The 16,616-nt window shown below is 73.5% G+C and carries 12 protein-coding genes; 8 read left to right on the top strand and 4 right to left on the bottom strand.

The features are described 5' to 3' along the window. Positions 1-82: 82 nt before the first annotated feature. Genes EDF38_RS12500 through EDF38_RS12490 form a run of 3 tightly spaced genes read left to right on the top strand, consistent with a single transcriptional unit; the run spans position 83 to position 4,793 of the window. Complete coding sequence (locus tag EDF38_RS12500) at positions 83-2,059, top strand: glycoside hydrolase family 15 protein (protein ID WP_123355692.1); 1,977 nt, start codon at positions 83-85, stop codon at positions 2,057-2,059. Continuing rightward, positions 2,056-4,479 carry a phosphoketolase gene (locus EDF38_RS12495; RefSeq protein WP_123355690.1) on the top strand — a complete coding sequence of 808 codons (2,424 nt, stop codon included), beginning with the start codon at positions 2,056-2,058 and terminating at the stop codon, positions 4,477-4,479. The genes EDF38_RS12500 and EDF38_RS12495 overlap by 4 nt, the downstream gene beginning before the upstream one ends. A gap of 38 nt (positions 4,480-4,517) precedes the next feature. Further along, positions 4,518-4,793, top strand: coding sequence for a Rho termination factor (locus EDF38_RS12490; protein WP_123355688.1), 276 nt, complete (start codon positions 4,518-4,520; stop codon positions 4,791-4,793). Between the two features lie 10 nt (positions 4,794-4,803). Here EDF38_RS12490 and EDF38_RS12485 read toward each other — a convergent pair whose 3' ends face one another. Beyond that, entirely contained in the window at positions 4,804-5,805 is a 1,002-nt protein-coding gene (locus EDF38_RS12485; protein ID WP_123356075.1) for a Ku protein, read from the bottom strand. 92 nt (positions 5,806-5,897) lie between these two features. On the opposite strand from EDF38_RS12485, the gene EDF38_RS12480 reads away from it, so the two are divergent. The 4 genes from EDF38_RS12480 to EDF38_RS12465 all read left to right on the top strand — a co-directional run bounded on the left by EDF38_RS12480 (position 5,898) and on the right by EDF38_RS12465 (position 12,088). Then, positions 5,898-6,785 (top strand): SDR family oxidoreductase, encoded by an 888-nt coding sequence (locus tag EDF38_RS12480; RefSeq protein WP_123356074.1) that lies wholly within the window; start codon positions 5,898-5,900, stop codon positions 6,783-6,785. 194 nt (positions 6,786-6,979) lie between these two features. Next, complete coding sequence (locus tag EDF38_RS12475; protein ID WP_123355686.1) at positions 6,980-9,466, top strand: ATP-dependent DNA ligase; 2,487 nt, start codon at positions 6,980-6,982, stop codon at positions 9,464-9,466. 144 nt (positions 9,467-9,610) lie between these two features. Beyond that, positions 9,611-11,023: an MFS transporter gene (locus tag EDF38_RS12470; RefSeq protein WP_123355684.1), complete on the top strand. Its 1,413-nt coding sequence runs from the start codon at positions 9,611-9,613 to the stop codon at positions 11,021-11,023. 48 nt (positions 11,024-11,071) lie between these two features. After that, positions 11,072-12,088 (top strand): GNAT family N-acetyltransferase, encoded by a 1,017-nt coding sequence (locus EDF38_RS12465; RefSeq protein ID WP_123355683.1) that lies wholly within the window; start codon positions 11,072-11,074, stop codon positions 12,086-12,088. A gap of 133 nt (positions 12,089-12,221) precedes the next feature. On the opposite strand, the gene EDF38_RS12460 is transcribed toward EDF38_RS12465, so the two are convergent. From EDF38_RS12460 to EDF38_RS12450, 3 genes are all read right to left on the bottom strand, one after another. Continuing rightward, entirely contained in the window at positions 12,222-13,418 is a 1,197-nt protein-coding gene (locus tag EDF38_RS12460; protein WP_123355682.1) for an alcohol dehydrogenase catalytic domain-containing protein, read from the bottom strand. A gap of 148 nt (positions 13,419-13,566) precedes the next feature. Further along, positions 13,567-14,052, bottom strand: a complete 486-nt coding sequence (locus tag EDF38_RS12455) for a gluconokinase (protein WP_123356072.1) — start codon at positions 14,050-14,052, stop codon at positions 13,567-13,569. Positions 14,053-14,186: 134 nt separating this feature from the next. Next, a complete protein-coding gene (locus EDF38_RS12450; RefSeq protein WP_123355681.1) occupies positions 14,187-15,575 on the bottom strand; it encodes a GntP family permease in 1,389 nt (462 codons plus the stop codon). A gap of 266 nt (positions 15,576-15,841) precedes the next feature. Between EDF38_RS12450 and EDF38_RS12445 the strand changes: the two genes are divergently transcribed. Beyond that, a complete protein-coding gene (locus EDF38_RS12445; RefSeq protein WP_158613371.1) occupies positions 15,842-16,570 on the top strand; it encodes a FadR/GntR family transcriptional regulator in 729 nt (242 codons plus the stop codon). Positions 16,571-16,616: the final 46 nt, after the last annotated feature.

The following is a 16,616-nucleotide window of genomic DNA, read 5'->3' as shown; positions in this document are numbered from 1 at the left end:
CCCCAGGGGTACGCCCCGACGCGCGAGCGCACAGACCCCTGTCAAACGCGGACACGAGGAGGCGCGGGAGAGCACCGTGGGCATGGTGACCGACACTCTCTCCAGCGTCCACGACGCCACCGACGCCTTCCTCGACGACGACTCCGGGTGGGAGGCGCCCGAGCCCCGAGAGGGCGGCTACGTGGCGCTGCGCTCGTACGGGGCGATCGGCGACGGCCGCACGGTGGCGCTGATCGCGCGCGACGGGCAGATCGACTGGCTGCCGTTCCCGTCCCTGCCGAGCGACCCCGTCTTCTCGGGCGTCGTCGACGCGGCCGACGGCGGCCGCGTCGAGCTCCGCCCCGTCGACGACGACTACACCGTGCAGCGCGCGTACGTGCCCGGCACGAACGTGCTGCGCACCCGCTTCCGCACGTCCACCGGCACCGTCGAGGTGACCGACGCCCTGGTCACGGGCGTCGCCGGCCGCCTGCCGTGGGGCGAGCTCGCCCGCCGCGTCGACGGGCTCGACGGCTCGGTCGACATGCGCTGGGCCGTCGTCCCGGGCAACGCGTTCGGCACGCACCCGATCCGTCGCGTCGACACGGTGCACGGGCCCGTGCTCCGGGCCGCCGACATCAACCTCGCGCTCGTCGGCTTCGAGCACGGCCGCACCGACCCGACCGAGCCCGGCGACGGCGAAGTCGAGGGCCCGCTCGAGTTCCGCGGCGCCTTCACGACCTCGCCCGGCTCGCGGTCGCTGATCTGCCTCTGCGGCGTCGAGGACGAGCCGCTGCACCTGCCCGACCCGCGCGTCGTCGACGAGGGCATCGACCGCACGATCGAGAACTGGGAGGGCTGGTCGACCGAGTTCAGCTGGGACGGCCCCTGGGCCGACGCCGTGCACCGCAGCGCGCTCGCCCTCAAGCTGCTCATCTACAGCCCCACCGGCGCCATCGCCGCCGCCGCGACGACCGCGCTGCCGGAGAACTTCACCGGGAAGAAGAACTGGGACTACCGCTTCGCGTGGGTGCGCGACCTCGCCTACACGGTCGACGCGCTCATCCGGTTCGGCCTGCGGGAGGAGCCCCACGCCGCCGTCTCCTGGATGCTCAAGGCCCTGAAGGAGAACGGCCGCGAGATGCACATCTTCCTGCGCCTCGACGGCACGAAGCCCGACGGGACGCACGAGACCGGGTCCGAGGGCTGGCGCGGCATCGGCCCCGTCTACAAGGGCAACCCGGCGGGCGACCAGCTGCAGCTCGGCGTCTTCGCCGACATCCTCGCGATCGCGAGCCAGTACGCGCACGGCGGCAACATCCTCGACGAGTCGACGGCCGACCTGCTGACCGGCTTCGCCGACGACGCGTGCCGTCGCTGGCAGGAGAAAGACAGCGGCATGTGGGAGCTCGCCGACGAGCAGCACTACGTCAGCAGCAAGATGGGCTGCTGGCAGGCCATCGACGCCGCCCTCGAGCTCACCGAGATCGGTCAGCTGCACCCCTCCGAGGACGACCTCGAGCACTGGCGGAAGAACCGCGACGCGATCGTCGAGTGGGTCGACGAGCACGGCTGGTCGGAAGAGCGCGGCGCCTACCTCATGTACCCGGACAGCGACCTGCTCGACGCCTCGGTGCTGCTGCACGCCCCGAGCGGCTTCGACCGCGGCGAGCGGATGTCCCGCACCATCGACGCGATCCGCGACGAGCTCGGCGCCCCCGGGTCGCTCGTCTTCCGGTACAGCGGCGTCGACGCCGAGGAGGGCACCTTCGTGGCCTGCGCCTTCTGGCTCGCCGGTGCCCTGGCCTGCGTCGGACGCATCGACGAGGCCGTGGCCGCCATGGACGAGCTCGTCGAGCAGTCGAACGACGTCGGCCTCTACACCGAGATGATCAGCGCCGACGACGGGCAGTTCCTCGGCAACATGCCCCAGGGGCTCAGCCATCTGGCGCTCGTCAACGCCGCCATCACCATCGAGGAGATGCGCCATGAGGCCCAGGGCGACGACGACGGGGGCGATGACGACGCCGTCGACGGGGGCGACGACGCCCCGCAGGACGACGACCAGGAGGACCGATGACCGACACCACGCCCGCCCGCTCCGCCGACACGGCCGCCGGGCCGCGCGTCCCCGCCACGACCGACGAGCTCGCGCTGGTCGACGCCTGGTGGCGGGCGGCGAACTACCTCACGGTGGGCCAGATCTACCTGCGCGACAACGCCCAGCTGGCGCGTCCCGTCGAGCGCGACGACATCAAGCCGCGGCTGCTCGGCCACTGGGGCACCTCCCCTGCGCTGAGCTTCGTCTACGCGCACCTCAACCGGGTCATCCGCCGCGACGACCGCGACCTCCTCTACGTGTGCGGCCCCGGCCACGGCGGTCCCGCGATGGTCGCGAACACCTGGCTCGAGGGCACGTACAGCGAGCTCTTCCCCGACGTGTCCCTCGACGCCGCGGGCATGCTGCGGCTCTTCCGGCAGTTCTCGACGCCCGGCGGCATCCCCTCGCACGCCGCTCCCGAGACCCCCGGCTCGATCAACGAGGGCGGCGAGCTCGGCTACTCGCTGAGCCACGCCTACGGCGCGGTGCTCGACGACCCCGACCTCGTGGCGGTCTGCGTGATCGGCGACGGCGAGGCCGAGACCGGACCGCTGGCCACGAGCTGGCATGCGAACAAGCTGCTCGACCCCGTGCACGACGGCGCCGTGCTGCCGATCCTCAACCTCAACGGCTACAAGATCGCCAACCCGACGATCCTCGCCCGCATCCCCGAGGGCGAGCTTCTCGACCTCCTCCGCGGCTACGGCTACCAGCCGATCGTCGTCGCCGGCGGCTTCGACGGAGAAGACCCGGCCCTCGTCCACACGCGCATGGCCGCGGCCCTCGACGAGGCGTTCGCCCGCATCGACGAGCTCCAGCGCCAGGCGCGGCGCGGCGAGTCCGTCGAGCGACCGCGGTGGCCGATGATCGTGCTCCGCACCCCCAAGGGCTGGACCGGCCCGAAGGTGGTCGACGGCAAGCAGGTCGAGGGCACGTGGCGTGCCCACCAGGTGCCGCTGAGCGGGGTCCGCGACGACGACGAGCACCGCGTCCAGCTCGACGCGTGGCTCCGCTCCTACCGGGCCGACGAGCTCTTCGACGACCGCGGTGCGCCGGCGGCCTTCCTCGACGCGCTCCGACCGCGGGGCGAGAAGCGCATGAGCGCGATCCCCGCCTCGAACGGCGGGCTCGTCCGTCGTCCCCTCTCGCTGACCGACTGGCGACGGCACGCCGTCGAGACCTCCGACGACCGCCGCACGACGGCCGAGGCGACGCGCGTCCTCGGCCGCTGGCTGGTCGACGTGGTGCGCGACAACCCGTCGACCTTCCGACTGTTCGGCCCCGACGAGACCGTCTCGAACCGGCTCGACCCGGTCTTCGACGTCACCGACCGGGTCTGGGCGGGCGAGATCTGGCCGACCGACGAGCACATCGCGTCCTCGGGCCGCGTCATGGAGGTGCTCAGCGAGCACCTGCTGCAAGGCCTCATGGAGGGCTACCTGCTGACCGGCCGCCACGGCCTGCTCAACACCTACGAGGCGTTCGTGCACATCGTCGACTCGATGTTCAACCAGCACGCCAAGTGGCTCGAGAGCGCCGACGAGATCGCCTGGCGCGAGCCCGTCTCGTCGTTCACCTACCTGCTCTCGTCGCACGTCTGGCGCCAGGACCACAACGGGTTCTCCCATCAAGACCCCGGCTTCCTCGACGTGGTCGTCAACAAGCAGGCCCACCTCGTGCGCATCTACCTCGCCCCCGACGCGAACACGCTGCTCGCCGTCGCCGACCACGCCCTCCGCACCACCGACACGGTCAACGTCATCGTGGCCGGCAAGCAGGAGGCACCCGCCTGGCTCTCGCTGCCGGAGGCCGAGGCCCACGTCGCCGCGGGCGCCGGCATCTGGGAGTGGGCCGGGACGGAGGGCGCGCCCGTCCCGGGCGTCGACCCCGACGTCGTGCTCGCCTGCGCCGGCGACGTGCCGACGCTCGAGACGATCGCCGCCGCCGACATCCTCCGGCAGCGCCTCCCCGACCTCGTGACGCGCGTCGTCAACGTCGTCGACCTCATGCGCCTGCAGGACGCGGACGAGCACTCGCACGGGCTCACGAGCGACGACTTCGACGCCCTGTTCACGACCTCGAGGCCCGTCGTCTTCGACTTCCACGGCTACCCGTCGCTCGTGCACCAGCTGACCTACCGGCGCACGAACCACGACGGCCTGCACGTGCGCGGCTTCCAGGAGAAGGGCACGACCACCACGCCCTTCGACATGGCCATGCTCAACGACATCGACCGGTACCGGCTCGTGCTCGACGTGCTGCGGCGGGTGCCGGGCCTGGCCGACGAGCACCCCGACCTCGTCGCGGAGTTCGAGGCGAAGCGCGACGAGGCGCGGGCGTACGCCTACGAGCACGGCGAGGACCTGCCCGAGATCGTCGCGTGGGAGTTCGGGCGGTAGCCGATCGGGGCCTCGGCGACCGGAGTACGGTCGCGAGCATGCCGAAGGACGACACTCCCCCGCAGCTGAAGAACCCCGAGATGTACGAGGCGCTCCGCGACGAGGGCAACTCGAAGGAGAAATCGGCGCGCATCTCCAACGCCGCGGCCCAGAAAGGCGACAGCGAGGAGAAGGTCGCGGCGAGGGGCGGCCGGTCGGGTTCGTACGACGACTGGACCGTCGACGACCTGCGCGGCCGGGCGAAAGAGCTCGGTCTGCACGGCTACAGCGACGCGACGAAGGACGAGCTGATCGAGATGCTGCGCGACCACTAGGCCGCGCGGGTCAGCTGGCCTTCTTCCCCTTCGTCGCCGCGGGCTTCTTCTTCGCGGCCGGCTTCTTCTTCGCGGCCGGCTTCTTCGCGGCCGGCTTCTCCGTCGGGGCCGGCTTCTTCTCGGCGGGCTTCTTCGCGGCGGGCTTTTTCGCGGCGGGCGACTCGTCGCTCGTCGTGCGCTTCTTCGGGGGTGCCTTCTTGGCGGACCGGCTGCGCTCGACCGACTGGCGCAGCGCCTCCATGAGGTCGATCACCTCGCCGCCGTCGCCCTCGCCGTCCTCTGACTCGTCGTCGTCGTCGCCGGAGCGGCCGAAGGTGGCGTCGGTGTCGAGCGACTCGCCCTCTTCGAGCTTGGCGTCGATGAGCTTCCGCAGCTCCTCCTGGTAGTCGTCGCTGAACTGCGACGGGTCGAAGTCGTCGCCGAGCGACTCGACGAGCGAGCCCGACATGTCGAGCTCCTTGCTGCTGATGCGGACGCTCTCGTCGAGCACGGGGAACCGCGCCTCGCGCACCTCGTCGTCCCAGAGCAGGGTCTGCAGCACGAGCACGTCTCCGCGCACCCGGAGGGCCGCGAGCCGTGTCTTCTGCCGCAGCGAGAAGTGCACGATGGCCGTGCGCTCGGTCTCCTCGAGGGTGCGCCGCAGCAGCACGTAGGCCTTCGGCGACGCCGAGTCGGGCTCGAGGAAGTAGCTGCGGTCGAACATCAGCGGGTCGAGCTGGTCGCTCGGCACGAACTCGAGCACGTCGATCTCGCGCGACCGCTCCTCGGGCAGGGACCCCAGGTCGTCCTCCGTCAGCACGACCGTCTGGTCTCCGTCGTCGAAGGCCTTGTCGATGTGCTCGTAGTCGACGACCTTGCCGCAGATCTCGCACCGGCGCTGGTACCGGATCCGACCGCCGTCGGCGTCGTGCACCTGGTGGAGGGACACGTCGTGGTCCTGGGTGGCGGAGTACAGCTTCACGGGCACGTTGACGAGCCCGAAGGTGATCGCGCCCTTCCAGATCGATCGCATGACGGTCATGTTCCTCCGCATGCGCTCCGAATGACCGGCGGGCGGGTACAACGACCGGTCGCGTCCCCCGGTCGGCGAGCACCGTGGACCGCATGAGCCAATACGACAAGAAGAACCCGGTCGACCTGTACCCCGCCCCGCCGTTCCCGAAGCAGGAGCAGTCGCTGCCCGGCGAGGCCTGGAAGATGGACCCGAAGCCCGACCACGGTGAGACGAGCTACGTCGGCAAGGAGCGCCTCGTGGGCTTCCGCGGCATCGTCACCGGCGGCGACTCCGGCATCGGCCGCGCCGCCGCCATCGCGCTCAGCCGCGAGGGCGCCGACCTCGTGCTCAGCTACCTCCCCAGCGAGCAGACCGACGCCGAGGAGGTGCGCGACCTGCTCGAGGGCGAGGGCCGCCGCGTCGTCCTCGTCCCCGGCGACATCTCCGACGAGCAGTACTGCAAGGACCTCGTCGCGAAGGCCGTCGAGGAGCTCGGCGGGCTCGACACCCTCGTCATGGTCGCTGGCCGCATGAAGAGCAACGACGACATCCTCACGCTCACCACGGAGGACATCGACTCGACCATCAAGACGAACGTCTACTCGCTGTTCTGGCTGTCGCAGGCGGTCATCCCGCACCTCGAGCCCGGTTCGTCGATCGTGACGACCGGCTCGGTGCAGGGCACGCAGCCGAGCCCCGACAAGATCGACTACGCGCTGACGAAGGGCGCCATCGGCGTCTTCACGGCGGGCCTGGCCCAGCAGCTCGCCCCCAAGGGCATCCGCGTCAACCAGGTCTCCCCCGGCCCGGTGTGGACCCCGCTGCAGCCCGGCTCCGACGACGCCGAGACCGTGTCGGAGTTCGGCGGCCAGGCCCCGTTCGGCCGTCCCGGCCAGCCGGCCGAGCTCGCGGCCGCGTACGTGCACCTCGTCAGCCCCGAGTCGAGCTACACGTCGGGCGCGACCATCACGATCGCGGGAGCCATGCCGGCCGTCTGACCGGCACCGAGCCTCCCCGGCTCACGCCTCCGGCCCGCCCTCGGCTCTGCTCTGTGCACTGCCGAGGGCGGGTCTTCGTGCGCGAGGGCGGACAGCGCGGGCAGCGCGGCGCGGGCAGCGCGGGCAGGGCCGGACGGACCGCGGCGGCGAGCACGCGGTAGAACGGCAGGGACCACGACACGAGGAGGCGCGGCATGGCCACTAAGGGACGCGGCGAGCGCGTGCAGGTCGGCGGGCACACCCTGCAGCTCACGAACCTCGACAAGGTGCTCTACCCCGCCACCGGCACGACGAAGGCGGACGTGCTCGGCTACTACGCCGCCGTCGCCGAGTGGATGCTGCCGCACGTCGAGGGCCGGCCCGCCACCCGCAAGCGCTGGGTGGACGGGGTCGGCGGCGAGGTCTTCTTCGAGAAGAACCTGCCCGACTCCGCGCCGGAGTGGGTCGCGCGGCACGAGATCGAGCACAAGGACCACGTGAACGTCTACCCGATGGTCAACGACCTCGCGACGCTCACCTGGCTGGCCCAGGTCGCGGCGCTCGAGGTGCACGTGCCGCAGTGGCGGTTCGGGCCTCGGGGCGCGCAGCGGAACCCCGACCGCCTCGTGCTCGACCTCGACCCGGGCGAGGGCGTGGGCCTGGCCGAGTGCGTCGAGGTCGCGCAGCTGCTGCGGCCCCTGCTCGACGGCATGGGCCTCGAGCTCGTGCCCGTGACGAGCGGCAGCAAGGGCGTGCACCTGTACGCGCGACTCGACGGGAACCAGACGAGCGCGCAGGTGAGCGACGTCGCGCACGAGCTGGCCCGCGCGGTCGAGGCCGACCACCCCGACCTCGTGCTCAGCACGATGGGCAAGGCCGACCGGCGCGGCAAGGTGCTGCTCGACTGGTCGCAGAACAACGGCGCCAAGACGACGGTCGCGCCGTACTCGCTGCGAGGGCGCGAACGCCCGACCGTCGCGATGCCGCGCACCTGGCGTGAGCTGGCGTCCCCGAGCCTGCGGCAGCTCGAGCACACCGAGGTGCTGGCGCGGCTGCGGCGTCGCGGCGACCCGCTCGCCGACGTGTCGAGCGGCACCCCGGTGCCTCCCGGCGAGCTCGGCGACGACATGCGCAACACCGAGTCGCCCGAGCACGACTCGTCCGGCGACGGCGAGGCCCGGCAGCGCCGGGACCGCCTCGAGGTCTACCGATCGAAGCGCGACCCCGCGAAGACGCGCGAGCCCGTGCCCGCCGACGCGCCGCCGACGAGCGACGGGCAGAGCTTCGTCATCCAGGAGCACCACGCCAGCCGCCTGCACTGGGACTTCCGCCTCGAGCACGACGGCGTGCTCGTCAGCTGGGCCCTCCCCAAGGGCGAGCCCGACGACCCCGCCCACAACCACCTCGCCGTCCAGACCGAGGACCACCCGCTCGAGTACGGCACCTTCGAGGGCACGATCGCCGAGGGCGAGTACGGCGCCGGCGAGGTCACCATCTGGGACTCCGGCACCTACGACCTCGAGAAGTGGCGAGACGGCAAGGAGGTCATCGCGGTGCTGCACGGCGAGCAGCGAGGCGAGAGACGGATCGCCCTCATCCACACCGGCCACGGCGGCGGCTCGGAGAAGAACTGGCTGATCCACCGCATGAAGGACGACGGAGGCGCGGGGTCGGGAGACGCCACGTCGGGGGACGCCAGGTCGGGAGGCGCCAGGTCGGGAGGCGCCGACGCCGGCGCCCCTCGCCTCGACCCCGTGGCCCCGATGCTCGCCTCGTCCGGCGACGAGCACGACGTCGACGACGACTGGGCCTACGAGATGAAGTGGGACGGCATCCGCGCCGTGGCCGTCGTGCGCGACGGATCGGTGACGTTCACGAGCCGCAACGGCCACGACCTCACGCCCGCCTACCCCGAGCTGCAGGTGCTGGCCGAGCAGGTCACGAGCGACGGAGGCGCGGTGCTCGACGGCGAGATCGTGGCCGTCGACGAGTCCGGTCGCCCCGACTTCGGGCTGCTGCAGACGCGGATGGGCCTCACCCGACCGCGCGACGTCGAGCACGCCGCCGCCGGGGCGCCGGTGCGGTACCTGCTGTTCGACGTCATGCACGCGGAGGGGCGCTCGCTGGTCCACGACACCTACGACGAGCGGCGGGAGGTGCTCGAGCGCGTGGTGGCGGCGGAGGGGCCGATCGACGTGCCGCACGTCTTCGACGGCGACCTCGAGGCGGCGATGCGGACGTCGGTGCGCCTCCGGCTGGAGGGTGTCGTGGCGAAGCGTCGCGACGCGACCTACGTCGCGGGGCGGCGGTCGCGGTCGTGGATCAAGATGAAGCACCACCGGTCGCAGGAGGTCGTGATCGCGGGCTGGCGGCCCGGTGGCGGTCGCCGGGCCGGGGGCGTCGGCTCGCTGCTCATGGGCGTGCCGGGCGACGACGGGCTCGTCTACGTCGGGCGGGTCGGCACGGGGTTCCGCGATCGCGACCTCGAGGCGTTGCTGGCCGAGTTCGAGGCGGCCGAGCGGGCGACGAGCCCGCTGCGCGACGTGCCGGCCGCCGACGCCCGCGACGCCCGGTGGGTCACGCCGTCCCGGGTCGGCGAGGTCTCGTTCGCCGAGTGGACCTCGACCGGCCGGCTCCGTCAGCCCTCGTGGCGCGGCTGGCGGCCCGACAAGTCGCCCGACGAGGTCGTCCGCGAGGACTGACCGCCGCGAGCGGGCCGCCGACCCGCCGATCGCCCGACCCCGCCGATCGCCCGACCCGCCGACCACCGGATCCACGGACTGCCAGGCCGGCCGACCGGCGGACGCCCTGCGGGTGGAGACTCGTCGCATGACGAGACTCGCCTCATGACGGACGACCGCGGCCGCCGCGTCGTGCTCACGGTGGCCGTGCTCGCGTCGTTCGTGGCGTTCCTCGACGGCTCGATCGTGACCGTGGCCCTGCCGGCGATCGCGGGCGAGCTCGGCGGAGACCTGACCCTGCAGCAGTGGGTCGTCGACGCGTACCTGCTCACGCTCGGGTCGCTCATGCTCGTCGCCGGCTCGCTGAGCGACACGTTCGGCCGGGTACGGGTGCTCCGGGCCGGGCTGGTCGCCTTCGCCGCGACGAGCGTGCTCGCCGCCCTCGCCCCCGACCCGGGCCTGCTCATCGCCGCCCGGGCGCTCCAGGGCGTCGCCGCCGCGCTGCTCGTGCCGTCGAGCCTCGCGCTCATCACGTCGACCTTCAGCGGCCCGGCCCAGGGCCGCGCGATCGGCAGCTGGACCGCCTGGACCGGCGTCGCCTTCCTCGTCGGGCCGCTCACCGGCGGCGCCCTCGTCGACACGGTCGGCTGGCGCTGGGTGTTCGCGGTGGTGGTGCTGCCGGTGGCGGTGACGCTGGTGCTGATGACGCGCCTCCCCGGCGACGCCCACCGCGGCACGCCCGACTCGCCCGCGCGCGTCGACGTGGTGGGCGCCGTGCTCGCGGCGGTCGGCCTCGCGGGCCCGGTCTTCGCGCTGATCGAGGGCCAGCGGGTCGGCTTCGGCACCGGGTCCGTGCTCGCGCCGCTCGTCGTCGGCGTGGCGGCCCTCGTCGCCTTCGTCGCGTGGGAGCGCCGCGCGCCGCAGCCGATGATGCCGCTCGACCTCTTCCGCACCCGCGCGTTCACCGTCGGCAACCTCGCGACCGTCGGCATCTACGCGGCGCTCAGCCTCGGCACGCTCACCATCCCCCTCGTCGTGCAGGAGCTCGCGGGCCTGCCCGCCACCCTCGCCGGCCTCGTCACCCTGCCGACGACCATCGTGTCGCTGCTCTTCTCCACCCTCTTCGGCACGCTCGCCGCGAAGCACGGCCCCCGGCCGTTCATGACGACCGGCCCGCTGATCACCGCGAGCGGGTTCCTCTGGATGCTGCTCGTCCGCGACCCGATCGACGTGTGGTGGCAGATCGTGCCGGGCGTGGTGCTCTTCGGCTTCGGCCTCGCCGTGACCGTCGCGCCGCTGACGTCGACCGTGCTGTCGCAGATCCCGCCCGCCCGCTCGGGCATCGCCTCCGCGGTCAACAACGCCGTGTCGCGCGTGGCGGGCCTCGTCGCCGTGGCGTTCCTCGGGGTCATCGCGGGAGGCGCGCTCACCGTCGACGGCTTCCACCGCGTCGTGGTCGTGGTCGCCGTGCTGCTCACGGCGAGCGCCCTGGTGTCGTTCGTGGGGCTGCGGGGCGTGGCCCGCGCCTCCTCGTCGCCCCTCGTCGACGCGGACGCGGCGCCCTCGGACGCCGCCTGACCCGGCCGGAGGCGCGGGTCGCCCGCCCCGGACCGCTACCGTCGTCGCATGCTCACCACCGACCGCCTGCTGCTGCGCCGCTGGCGCGACGCCGACCGTGCCTCCTTCGCCGCGATGAACGCGGACCCCGTCGTCATGGAGCACTTCCCCTCGACCCGCACACGCGCCGAGTCCGACGCGCTGGTCGACCGCATCGAGGCGGGCTTCGAGGCCCACGGGTTCGGGCTGTGGGCCGTCGAGCGGCGCGAGGACGGCGAGCTGCTCGGCTTCGTCGGCCTGTCGCGGCCGTCCGTCGACGTGGTGGTGTCGGGTCGGGCGCTCTCGGACGAGGTCGAGATCGGCTGGCGGCTGCGGCGGGACGCGTGGGGGCAGGGGTACGCCGCGGAGGCGGCGCGCGAGGTGCTGCGGGTCGCGCGCTCCGGGACGGACACGGGCGGGCTCGGACTCGAGTCCGTCGTGAGCTTCACCGCGGAGGGCAACCTGCGGTCGCGGGCCCTGATGGAACGACTCGGCATGACCCGAGACCCCGCCGACGACTTCGAGCACCCGGCCCTGCCCGTCGGGCACCCCCAGCGGGCGCACGTGCTGTACCGGCTGACGCTCGGGCGCCCGGCGCCGTCGGTCGCCATCGAGCAGCCTGCGGGCGACGACGTGCTGTCGCTCCTGCGACAGGCCGACGAGTACGCGCTGAGCCTCTACCCCGCCGAGAACTACCACGTGCTCGACGTCGAGAGCCTCCGTCGGCCCGACGTCTCGTTCTTCGTCGCGCGCCACGAGGGCACCGCCGTGGGCACGGCCGCGATCGTCGACCGCGGCGACGGCAGCGGCGAGCTCAAGCGCGTCTTCGTGGCCGACGCGGCCCGCGGGCTCGGCGTCGGCCGGGCGCTGCTCGCCGCCGTCGAGCAGCACGCCCGCGGCCTCGGCATCGGCCTCGTGCAGCTCGAGACGGGGCTGCCGCAGGTGGCGGCGGTGATCCTCTACGAGAAGACCGGGTACGTGCCGATCCCCGCGTTCGGGCCGTACGTCGGCGACGAGACGAGCTGGTGCATGGAGAAGCGGCTGTAGCCGCCGCGGCGGCCAGAGGCGGGAGTGCCCGAGGGCCGGCCGGAGGCGCGGGTCGCGTCACGTTCTGCGCGTCGCGTCACGAGAGAACGCGACGCGACGAGCGAACCGTGACGCGACCCGACGACCGCGCCGCTCACGCCGGGCGGACCCCCACCCGCGGCGGCGCCCCGGGCGCCCCGGCGAGCCGCAGCCCCTCGTCGAGCCGGTCGAGCGCCACGACGTGCCCGACCAGCTCCTCGAACGGGTACCGGTGCCGCTGCTCCGCGACGAAGGCGACCGCGGACGCCAGCCGCGAGGGCGCGTAGTCGTGCACGCCCGTCACGGTGAGCAGTCCCGTCGTGACGCGCTCGGGCAGCACGGCCGCGGCCGGCCCGGGCGCGGCGGGCCCGGCGAGCACGACCACCCCGCCGACCCCGACCGCGTCGAGCAGCAGCCCCGCGGCCGCGGCCGACCCCGTCGTCTCGAGGCCGACGGTGCGGTGCCGGCCCGAGCGGTCGACCTGCGCGAGCGCGCGGGCGAGGGCGAGCGGGCCCCGCGCCTCCTGCGGGTGGGCGACGGCGGCGGCGCCGAAGCGGCACGCGAGGAGGCGACGCGGCTCGGACTCGTCGACGACCACGACCCGCGCGCCCGCCTGCGTGGCCATCGCCGTGGCGGCGAGCCCGCGCACGCCGGCCCCCGTCACGACGACGACCTGCCCCGACAGGCCCGGGCCGCCCGCGAGGCCGAGCACCGAGGAGGCGCGGTGCACCGCCTCCGCCGCCGTCGCCACCCCGCACGACACGGGGGCGAGCACCGCGTCGGGCACGGCGTCGTCGTCGACCACGACGACCGCGGTGCCCCGCCGCACGTGGACGTGGCTGGCGAACCCGCCCGCGAGCTCCCACGACCGGCGGACGGCGGCGTGCCCGTAGCGCTCGAGCGTCGCGCAGGCCTGCGGCAGCCCCCGCTGGCACTCGACGCAGCGGCCGCACGCGACGACGGTCGACCAGACGACCCGCGCGCCCGGCAGCAGCCGTCGCCCGTCGAGGGACCGGGCGTGCGCGTCGGCCTCGACGACCCGGCCGACCTGCTCGTGGCCGAGGACGCAGGGCGCGGCGCCCGGTCGCCGTCCGGCGACGGTGAGCACGTCGCCGTCGCAGATCGTCGCGAGCGACACGCGCACGAGGGCGTCGCCGCGCTGCAGGCGGACGCCCGGCACGGCCACCTCCTGCAGCGGGCGGCCGACGCCCTGCCAGGTCGCCGCGACGGCGGCGCGCGGCAGGACGAGGTCGTGCCCCGTCGCCGTGCCGTCGCCGCGCGTCGACGTGCGCGTCGTCGTCCTGCTCGTCATGCGTCGCCCCCGTCCGCGCCGCCCGGCGGCGGTGCCCGCGACGAGCCCCGACGCTACGGAGGCCCGGTGAGCGGCCGGCGACCGGCAGGTGAACGGACGGAGGCGCGGTGCCCGCTCGTCGGACCCCGCGCCTCCCCCGCTCCCGGCCCTACGCGACCGGCGTCAGCCCCAGCAGGCGGATGACGTCGTCCGCCTCCTCCTCGGGCGTGCGGGTGGCGTCGACGACGACGTGGCGCTCGTCGGCCGCCGGCGGCTCGAGGGTCGCGAGCTGCGAGTCGAGCAGCGACGTCGGCATGAAGTGGCCGGGCCGCGCGGCCATCCGCTCGCCGAGCAGGTCGCTCGCGCCCTGCAGGTACACGAAGACGACGTCGTGCTCGCGCAGCACGTCGCGGTAGCGGCGCTTGAGGGCCGAGCAGGTCACGACGCCGGGGACGCCCTGCATCGCGTGCTCGATGATCCACGACGAGACGGTGTCGAGCCACGGGGCCCGGTCGTCGTCGTCGAGCGGGATGCCCGCCGCCATCTTGGCGACGTTCTCGTCGGGGTGGAGGTCGTCGCCCTCGATGCTGTCCCAGCCGAGCTTCTCGGCGAGCAGGCCCGCGACGGTCGACTTGCCCGACCCCGACACGCCCATGACGACGAGGACGGGCGCGGACGTCGCCGGGAAGGAGACGCGAGCGCCGGAGGCGTCGGTCGCCCCGCCCTCGCCGGTGGCGTCGACGGGTCCGCCGGTCAGCACCGCTGCCGACACGGGAGCCGAGGAGACCACTAGATCACCAGGCTGACGAGCATGACGCCGGCGAGGCCCGTGACGGAGAGGATGCACTCCATCACGCCCCAGGTCTTGAGGTTCTGGCCGACGGTGGTGCCGAGGTACTCCTTGATCAGCCAGAAGCCCGCGTCGTTGACGTGCGAGAGGAACACCGAGCCCGAGCCGATCGCCAGCACGAGCAGGGACGCCTCGGGCGTCGACATGTCGGCGGCGAGCGGGGCCATGATGCCGGCGGCCGTGACGGTCGCGACCGTGGCCGAGCCGGTGGCGACGCGCACGAGCGCGGCGACGAACCAGGCGACGAGCAGCACGCTGACGCCCGACTCCGACACGGCGTCGCCGATCACGGTGCCGATGCCCGTGTCGATCAGCACCTGCTTGAACCCGCCGCCGGCGCCGACGATGAGCAGGATGCCCGCGACGTCGGGCAGCGAGGCGCCGAGCGTCTTCGAGACGGCCGCCTTGTCCATGCCGCCCGCCCGGGCGTAGAAGACCATGGCGTAGAGCACGGCGACGGTGAGGGCGACCATCGGCGTCCCGAGGAACTCGAGCAGGTCGACCCACGCGCCGGTCGCGCTCGGCAGGGCCGCCTCGCGGACCGAGCGGGCGAGCATGAGCACGACGGGCAGGAGGATGCCGACGAGCGCGTTGGCGAACGACGGACGGAGGCGCGCGGGAGCGTCCTTCTCCTCCTCCTTCGAGACGAAGAGCTCGGGCACGGGCACCGGGGCCCAGCGCGCGGCGAGCTTGGAGAAGAGCGGACCCGCGACGATGACGGTCGGGATCGCGACGAGCACGCCGAGGCCGAGGGTCAGGCCGAGGTCAGCCCCGACGGTCGAGACGGCGAGCAGCGGGCCGGGGTGCGGCGGCACCAGGGCGTGCATCGCGGAGAGGCCGGCGAGGGCCGGGATCGCGATGCGCATGAGCGGCAGGCCGGAGCGGCGGGCCACGAGCACGATGACGGGGATCAGCAGCACGAGGCCGACCTCGAAGAACATCGGCAGGCCGATCAGGGCGCCGATGAGGGCCATCACCCACGGCAGGGCCCGCGGCGACGCCCGCGTGATGAGCGTGTCGACGATGCGGTCGGCGCCGCCGGAGTCGCTCAGCAGCTTGCCGAACATGGCGCCGAGGCCGATGAGGATGCCGACGCTCGTCATCGTCGAGCCGAAGCCGGCGCCGAAGCTCGTGACGGCGTCGCCGGGCGCGAGCCCCGCGCCGATGCCGACGCCGACGGCGCCGAGCAGCAGGGCCAGGAACGGGTGGACCTTCAGCCAGGTGATCAGCCCGACGATCACGGCGATGCCCACGAGGGCCGCGATGATCAGCTGGGCCTCGCTGCCGGAGGGGGTGGGTGCGGCGGTCGCCGCGGCGATCAGGTGCATGCTGTCGCGTCCTTCCGAGGACGCGTCGCTGCGACCTCTTCGTCAGGTGGAGTGCTCCGCGCGTGCCGACCGCTCCGGGTGGTGCGGCGGGGGCGGATGCAGCCGCGTGCGGGCGGGTCTGTCATCCTGGGGACGCGTGGATCTGATGAGTGTGAATAATCAGATTTATGGAGTGTGCCATACGGCTGCTCCCCCGGCAACACGCCCGACCCGTCGGAGGCCGGGCACCACGTCCCCTGACCGCCCAGGCCCCGAAGGAGTCGACGATGATCCCCGGCCTCCCCTCGTCCCGCGACCGCGGGCTGCACGCCCGCGTGATCGACGCCGTCGGCCAGGAGATCGTCGACGCGACGCTCCCGCCGGGCTCCATCCTGAACCTCGAGCAGCTCGGCGTCCGCTTCTCGGTGTCGCGCTCGGTCCTCCGCGAGGCGGTGCGCGTGCTCCAGTCGCTCGGCATGGTGGAGCCCCGTCAGCGCACGGGCACGACGGTGCTGCCGCGCTCCTCCTGGGACCTCATGAACCCCCAGGTGATCGAGTGGCGCGGGCGGGGCCCCGAGTACTTCACCCAGATGCGCGAGCTCCTCGAGCTGCGGCTCGGCATCGAGCCGGTGGCCGCCCGCCTCGGCGCGGCCGCCATGGACGAGCTGCAGGCCTCGCTCGTGCAGGCCGCGGCCCGCACCATGGTCGAGGCCGGCACCTCGGGCGACGGCCGGCGCTACCTCGAGGCCGACATCGCCTTCCACACCGCCCTGCTGCACGGCTCGGGCAACCAGGTGCTCGGTCACTTCGCGACCCAGGTCGAGGCGCTGCTGCGCACCCGCGTCGAGGAGAAGCGCTTCACCATCACCGGCTGGACGCCTGCCGCGGCCGAGCGCCACCTCGCCGTCGCCGACGCGCTCGCCGCGCGCGACGCGGAGACGGCAGGCGCCATCATGACCGAGCTGATCCAGGGCACGGTCGACGAGTTCGTGGCGGAGGCCGGCGGCCGGGCCTGAGCCCGACCGCCGGGCTGCCGCCCGCCGATCGCCCGGCCGCCGACAG

This window comes from Frigoribacterium sp. PhB160 (assembly GCF_003751785.1).
GTDB lineage: Bacteria > Actinomycetota > Actinomycetes > Actinomycetales > Microbacteriaceae > Frigoribacterium.
The sequence above is the reverse complement of the archived record's forward strand: the minus strand, read 5'-3'. Positions and strand labels throughout refer to the sequence as shown.

Bases quoted from the DNA above. Each gene is read 5' to 3' on its own strand.
- EDF38_RS12470 (WP_123355684.1), top strand. From the start codon at position 9,611: ATGACGGACGACCGCGGCCGCCGCGTCGTGCTCACGGTGGCCGTGCTC.
- EDF38_RS12475 (WP_123355686.1), top strand. From the start codon at position 6,980: ATGGCCACTAAGGGACGCGGCGAGCGCGTGCAGGTCGGCGGGCACACC.
- EDF38_RS12490 (WP_123355688.1), top strand. From the start codon at position 4,518: ATGCCGAAGGACGACACTCCCCCGCAGCTGAAGAACCCCGAGATGTAC.
- EDF38_RS12485 (WP_123356075.1), bottom strand. From the start codon at position 5,805: ATGCGATCGATCTGGAAGGGCGCGATCACCTTCGGGCTCGTCAACGTG.
- EDF38_RS12500 (WP_123355692.1), top strand. From the start codon at position 83: ATGGTGACCGACACTCTCTCCAGCGTCCACGACGCCACCGACGCCTTC.
- EDF38_RS12480 (WP_123356074.1), top strand. From the start codon at position 5,898: ATGAGCCAATACGACAAGAAGAACCCGGTCGACCTGTACCCCGCCCCG.
- EDF38_RS12445 (WP_158613371.1), top strand. From the start codon at position 15,842: ATGATCCCCGGCCTCCCCTCGTCCCGCGACCGCGGGCTGCACGCCCGC.
- EDF38_RS12495 (WP_123355690.1), top strand. From the start codon at position 2,056: ATGACCGACACCACGCCCGCCCGCTCCGCCGACACGGCCGCCGGGCCG.
- EDF38_RS12465 (WP_123355683.1), top strand. From the start codon at position 11,072: ATGCTCACCACCGACCGCCTGCTGCTGCGCCGCTGGCGCGACGCCGAC.
- EDF38_RS12450 (WP_123355681.1), bottom strand. From the start codon at position 15,575: ATGCACCTGATCGCCGCGGCGACCGCCGCACCCACCCCCTCCGGCAGC.
- EDF38_RS12460 (WP_123355682.1), bottom strand. From the start codon at position 13,418: ATGACGAGCAGGACGACGACGCGCACGTCGACGCGCGGCGACGGCACG.
- EDF38_RS12455 (WP_123356072.1), bottom strand. From the start codon at position 14,052: ATGGGCGTGTCGGGGTCGGGCAAGTCGACCGTCGCGGGCCTGCTCGCC.